This is a genomic window from Streptomyces sp. NPDC087787 (genome assembly GCF_044743035.1).
Lineage (GTDB): Bacteria > Actinomycetota > Actinomycetes > Streptomycetales > Streptomycetaceae > Streptomyces.
Genome location: NZ_JBIUVQ010000055.1, coordinates 1 through 4,170 on the forward strand (window position 1 = coordinate 1; position 4,170 = coordinate 4,170).

Sequence of the window (4,170 nt, forward strand, 5' to 3'; positions counted from 1 at the left end):
AGCTCCGGTGCTCGACCACCCGGATCACCTGCCTCGTCCAGGCCGTCCTCACCCTGCATCTGGCCAGCTCAGACCGATGATGGAAAAGCCTCACTGTCAGCCCGCCTGGCACCGTCGCGCGGGAATCACGCCGACGGATCAAGGAGCGGTCCGGTGCCCACCAACTTTCTGAGCGACGAACAGCGCAAACGCTTCGGTCACTTCACCGAAGATCCGGACGAGGGACAGCTCGCCGGGTCCTTCTTGCTGGATCAGACCGCACGGCGCCGGGCAATGGCCGCCCGGGGTGCGCGGAACCGGATCGGCTGGGCCCTCCAGCTCGGCACCCTCCGCTATCTGGGCACCTTCCTGGAGAACCCCGAGGACGTGCCCGCAGCCGTGGTCGGCTATGTCGCCGAGCAGCTCGGCCTGGACCCCGGCGAGCTTGCCGGGTACGGCACAAGTGAGGCCCGCTGGGACCACCAGGAGCAGATCCGCACCGAGTACGAGTACACCAAGTTCGAGTTCGACCAGTGGTTCGCGCTCGCCCGCTGGATGTACCAGCGGGCCTGGATCGGCAACGAACGTCCCACCCTGCTGTTCGACCTCGCGATCAAGCGCCTCGTGGACAAGAAGGTGGTGCTGCCCGGGGTGACCGTGCTGGAACGCCTGGTCTCCGGCACCCGCGAGCGCGCCGAGAAGCGCCTGTGGGCCGCCCTCGCCGCCCGCCCCGACCACGGAGCAGGCCGAACGTCTGCAGCAACTGGTCGTCGTCCCCGCCGGCAAACGCCCGTCCGAGCTGGACCGCCTGCGCCGCTCACCGCGCGACATCTCCGCGAACGGGGTGGGCAAGGCCCTGGAGCGCTACGAATCCCTGCGCGCCTTCGGCGGCCACGCGTGGAACCTGGACGCGATACCGCCGGGACGACTCCAGGCCCTGGTGCGGTTCGCCAAGGCCGCCCGCGCCCAGGCCGTCTCCGACCTCGCCGGCGACCGGCGCCTGGCCACCCTGGTCGCCTTCGCCGCGGTCATGCCACAGCTCGCCGCCGACGAGGCGATCGAGGTCTTCGACCTGGTGATGGGCGACATCATCCGCAGCTCCGCCACCAAGATGACCAAGCAGAGACTACGGACGCTCAAAGACCTCGACGCCGCTGCGATCGAGCTATGCAAAGCCTGGCTCGCCATCTGCACCACGGCCGCCGACCCCGACGGCGACGTACGCGCAATGCTCGACGCGATGGACGTCGGCCCCGTCCACGCGGCGGCCGACACCGTCAAGGTCCTCGCCCAGCAGCCCGACGACGGCGCCGAGCAGATGCTCGCCGCTCGCTACAACACCATCGCCCGCTTCCTGCCCGGCCTGCTCAAAACGTTCACCTTCGAGGCCAGCCCGGCGGGCGAACCGGTGCTGGACGCGATCGGCTTCGTGAAGTCGCTCAAGGGCCGGCGCCGCCCCATCCAGGCGTGGGAAGTCCCCGCCAAAATGCTCACCTCCGCCTGGCGGCGCCTGGTCTTCCCGCCCCCGTCGATGCCCGTGGGCAGCGTCGAGAAGCGCGCCCTGGTCGTCGCCTCCGCCGAGGCCCTGCGCACGGCCCTGCACCGTCACGAGGTGTTCGTGCCGGGCCTGCGCAAGTGGGGCGACCCCAACGCCCGCCTGTTGCAAGACGCCGCGTGGGAGGCGGCCCGCACCCGGGTCTGCGAGGAACTCGACCTCGACCCCAAGCCCGACAAGATCCTGGGTGCCTGGACCGATCGGCTCGACAGGGCCCACCGGGAGTTCGCCGACGGCCTGGCGGCCAACCCCAACGTCCGCATCGAGCAGCAGGGCGGCCGCGACCGCATCATCCTCACCGGCCTGGATCGCCTGGACGAGCCCGCCTCCCTGATCGACCTGAACAAGGAGATCGAGGCGCGCATGCCCGCCGTCGACCTTCCCGAGATCGTGCTGGAGGTCGACTCCTGGGTGCTCTACCTGTCCGACCTCACCCACGTGTCCGAGGCCAACTCGCGCATGGACGACCTTCCCCTGTCCGTGGCCGCGGTCCTCACCTCGGAGGCCACCAACGTCGGCATCGAGCCGATCGTCCACGACGGCGTCGACGCCCTCAACCGCGACCGCCTGTTCTGGGTCGAGCAGAACTACATCCGCGCACAGACCCTGTCGACGGCCAACGCCCGCCTGGTCGACTACCACATGCGCCTGCCGCTGGTGCAGGCGTGGGGCGGCGGCGAGCTGGCCTCCGCCGACGGCCTGCGCTTCGTCACCCCGATCCGCACCCTCAACTCTGGCCCGAACCCTAAGTACTTCGGCACCCGCCGACGCGGCGTGACGTTCTACAACTTCCTCTCGGACCAGCTCAGCGGCCTGCACGGCATCCTGATCCCCGGCACCCAGCGCGACTCCTTCTACATCCTCGACGGCCTCCTGGAGCAGGAGACGGCCCTGCGCCCGGTCGAGATCACCTCGGACACGCACGGCGCCAGTGAGAGCGTCTTCGGGCTCTTCCGCCTCATGGGCTACCAGTTCTCCCCGCGCCTGGCCGACGTCGGCAGCGCCACCCTCTACCGCGCCGATCCGGACGCCGACTACGGCCCGCTCAACCCGGTCACCCGAGACAAGATCAACCTCAAGCACATCACCGCCCACTGGGATCAGATGCTCCGCCTGGCCGGGTCCCTGCACTCCGGCACGATCAAAGCCTCCGAGGCCCTGCGCGTCCTCGCGCCCGGCGGCAAGCCCACCCCCACGGGCAAGGCCGTCATGGAACTCGGCCGCCTGGACCGCAGCGCGTATCTGTCCTCGTACTTCACCGACGAACTCCTGCGCCGCAGGGTCAACACCCAGCTCAACCGGCAGGAATCGCGTCACGAACTCGCTCGGAAGATCTTCCACGGACAGAAGGGCGAACTCAGGCAGTCCTACCGCGAAGGCCAGGAGGACCAGCTCGGGGCACTGGGGCTGATACTCAACATCGTTGTCCTGTGGAACACGGTGTACTTCCAGAAGATCATTGGCGAGATGCGCGCCGAGGCATCCACGTCCGTGACGAGGACATCACCCGCCTCTCACCGCTGAAGTTCGCGCACATCAACTTCCACGGCCGCCCGGTTGCCCCGACCGCCACCGGCCCGGACTAGCGATCACCCTGGCAGCCACCGCCTCCATGACAATCCCTTCGACAATCACGCCTACCGCACCCCTTTTCGGCGCCCGCCGAGATCTACGCGATCCTCCTCGACCGAGGCGTCTACCTGTGCTCGGAGTCGACGATGTACCGCCGGTCGAGTTCGTCGATCTGTGCGGTCAGGTGGTCGAATCCTCGCCGAGATCGGCGCGGACATGAGCCGCCACCCACCTGTCCAGGAGCCTGCTTGAACGGGTGGGCGACCGGGCCGGAGGCTCCTGCGACGGCACGGCGAGGTCCGTGAGCGCCGTCGGCAGGCAGTCCATCCGCCAAGGACAGTGCCCGAGCTGGTCGCCGACGGCCCGAACCGCGTCTGGAGCTGGGACATCCCGAAGCTGAAGGGCCCGGTTTGGCCTTCGACCGCAATGCCTCCACCCGGGCTGGAATCACGTCCATGCCGAACACCGCGGCCATTTCCTGGCAGGGCAGCGGCCCCTGCCCGAGGCGGGCACGGTCCGCTAGTGCTTGGAGAATGCGCTGGTAGTCGACGGACGGTACCGACGAGGTCATCCCCTGACGCCACACCGGCACCTGCGATTTCGGTTTGGCCGCATCACCGGACGTCGACTGCGTGTCCATCTCCCGCGGGCTGGCGGCGTCCTGAACTCCGGCGTCAGCGGCGCCGTCCGGGCCCAGAACCGTGTCGACCCGCCGCGGCGGCCTCGTTCCCGGTGCCTGTGCTGCCTGCCGTGGTGGCGATCCTGGCGTTACGCGGCGCGCCCCACGCACTGGCCGGGGCGATCTCGGACAATCGCTTCGGCGGCCACGTGCCCGCCGACGCGGTCGAGCAGATCGGCGTGCAGGTGGCGGACCAAGCCTCGGGGCTCTCCTGGGCCCAGCAGGCCACTCGTTCAGCCAGCGGACGGTGGCCGCCCCTGCCTAACAGCAGAGCCGCTGAGGCCGCCGGTCGGTCGTGTCCCTTCTCGTGGTGTAGCCGATCATCCGGCGGTTGTGTTGGGGGTGTTGGGTAGTGCGGGGGCGCTTTCGGGGCGCTCGGCGGGGT

The 4,170-nt window shown here is 69.3% G+C and carries 1 protein-coding gene and 3 pseudogenes; 3 read left to right on the top strand and 1 reads right to left on the bottom strand.

The genetic code is table 11. The features are described 5' to 3' along the window. Positions 1–153 precede the first annotated feature (153 nt). From ACIOWN_RS34385 to ACIOWN_RS34395, 3 genes and pseudogenes are all read left to right on the top strand, one after another. Positions 154–597: pseudogene (locus ACIOWN_RS34385) on the top strand (DUF4158 domain-containing protein); the annotation flags it as partial. Positions 598–742: 145 nt separating this feature from the next. Continuing rightward, the gene (locus ACIOWN_RS34390; protein WP_401984464.1) at positions 743–3,058 is read left to right on the top strand and encodes a Tn3 family transposase; all 2,316 of its coding nucleotides are present in this window, start codon (positions 743–745) and stop codon (positions 3,056–3,058) included. Between the two features lie 321 nt (positions 3,059–3,379). Further along, positions 3,380–3,514, top strand: a pseudogene (locus ACIOWN_RS34395) (IS3 family transposase); the annotation flags it as partial. 1 nt (position 3,515) lies between these two features. Here ACIOWN_RS34395 and ACIOWN_RS34400 read toward each other — a convergent pair. Continuing rightward, positions 3,516–3,818: pseudogene (locus tag ACIOWN_RS34400) on the bottom strand (hypothetical protein); the annotation flags it as partial. Positions 3,819–4,170: the final 352 nt, after the last annotated feature.